Annotated in this window: 1 protein-coding gene; it reads right to left on the bottom strand. The window is 77.4% G+C overall.

The features are described from left to right. Positions 1 to 45: 45 nt before the first annotated feature. Positions 46 to 2,122 (bottom strand): acyltransferase domain-containing protein (locus ACFVWU_RS44775; RefSeq protein WP_387632461.1); only part of this gene is annotated, 2,077 nt, incomplete at its 5' end.

Here is a 2,122-nt window from a genome sequence, read left to right as displayed (position 1 = left end):
GTACGGGGGATCGGCAGGGGCTCGCGGGGCTGTCGGCCGACGGGGTCAGTCGACGGCGTCCATCAGGCGGAAGAGCTCCTCGTCAGTGGCCGCGTCGAGGTCGGGCCCCGGGCCCGGGCGGGCCGGCCCGGCGGGTGCGGCGCAGCGCCGGGCGAGGTCGCGCAGCCGGGTGGCGGTGGCCGGGTCGAGGGCGGTGCCGACGGCGAGCAGCGCGGCGAGCCGGTCGACCAGGTCGGCGGCGGTGGGCTCCGGTGCGGCTCCCCGGTCGAGCCGGGCGCCGAGGGCGCGGACGACGGCGGCCGGGGACGGGTGGTCGAAGACGAGGGTCGCGGGGAGGGCGGTGCCGGTGGCGGCGGCGATGCGTTCGCGCAGCTCGATCGCGTTCACGGAGTTGACGCCGAGGTCGGAGAACGCGTGGGCGGCATCGAGGTCGTCGGCGCCGCGCCCGAGCACGGCGGCGGTCTCCACGAGGACGAGCTTGAGGAGGAGGGCGTCGCGCTCCTCGGGGCTCGCTGTGGCGAGTCGGTCGTCGAAGATCGGCACGTCGGCAACGGCCACGGCCGGCGGCGTCGGGGCGGCGGCAGCGAGCCAGTACGTCTGCCGCTGGAACGGGTACGTCGGCAGCGGCACGGGCCGGGCGCCGGGCAGGACGGCGTCCCAGTCCACCGACACGCCGTGCAGGTGGAGGCGACCGGCGGCGGCGAGCAGGGCACGCGTCTCGTCCGCCTGGTCCGCCGAGCCGCTCGCGATGACGGCGACCGACGGTCCGGCGTCCCCGGAGGCCAGGCACTCACCGAGCATGGGCGCGAGCGCGGCCGCGGGTCCGAGTTCGAGGTAGGCGTCGACGCGCTCTGCCTCCAGCCGCGACACGGCGTCCCGGAAGCGGACCGGCTCCCGGGCCTGCCGCACCCAGTGGCCGGGGTCGCGGGCCTCGTCGGCGGTCAGCCGGCGCCCCGTCACGCCGGAGACCAACGGCACGACGGGCGCGGCGAACGACAACCCCTCCAGCACGCCGCGGAATTCCGCCAGCATCGGCTCCAGCAGCGGCGAGTGGAAGGCGTGCGACACGCGCAGCCGTGTCGTGCGCCGGTCCGCGAAGTGCGCCTCGATCGCCGCGACGGCGCCCTCGGCGCCCGACACGACGACGGACGACGGCCCGTTGACGGCCGCGAGCGAGACGAACTCGCCCAGCAGCGGCAGGACTTCGTCCTCCGCCGCCCGGACGGCGAGCATCGCGCCCCCGGCCGGGAGGGACTGCATGAGCCGTCCCCGGGCGGCGACCAGCGTGCACGCGTCCACCAGTGACAGCACCCCGGCCACGTGCGCGGCGGCGATCTCGCCGACCGAGTGCCCGGCCAGCAGGTCGGGCCGCACGCCCCAGGACTCCAACAGCCGGTGGAGCGCCACCTCATGGGCGAACAGCGCGGGCTGCGCGAACTCCGTCCGGTCGAGCAGCGGTTCGGGATCGTCGTCCCACAGGACGGGGCGCAGCGGCCGCTTCAGCAGCGGATCCAGGACGCCGCACACCTCGTCCAGGGAGGCCGCGAACTCCGGGAAGGCAGCGGCGAGTTCGCGCCCCATCCCGGGTCGTTGGCTGCCCTGCCCGGCGAAGACGAAGGCGAGCCGCCCGCCGCCGTCGCGCCGACCGGTCGCCGGGGCGACCGGCGAAGTCTCCCCGGTGGCGAACCGCCGCAGCGCGTCCACGAGTTCGGTGCGGTCGGCGCCGACCAGCAGCGCCCGGTGGTCGTGGACGGCCCGGGTGGTGGCCAGCGCGTGCGCGAGGTCCGGCAGGGCGTACGAGGGGTGGGCGGCGACGTGCTCGGCCAGCCGCCCGGCCTGGGCCCGCAGGGCCGGCTCGCTGCGGGCGGAGAGCACCAGCGGCGCGGGACGGTGACCGCAGCCCACGGAGGCCCCGGAGCCCTCGGAGGCCCCGGGCACCGCCGGCGCCTCCTCCAGCACCACGTGCGCGTTGGTCCCGCTGATCCCGAACGACGACACGCCCGCGCGCCGCGCCCGACGGGCGTCCCGGGGCCACGGCTGCGCCCGCGTCAGCAGCCGGACAACGCCGGAGGACCAGTCCACCCGGGTGGTCGGCTCGGTGACGTGCAGGGTCCGCGGCAGC

The sequence above is a fragment of the Kitasatospora sp. NPDC058190 genome (assembly GCF_042883685.1).
Classification (GTDB): domain Bacteria; phylum Actinomycetota; class Actinomycetes; order Streptomycetales; family Streptomycetaceae; genus Kitasatospora.
This window is presented reverse-complemented; position numbering and strand designations above follow the sequence as displayed.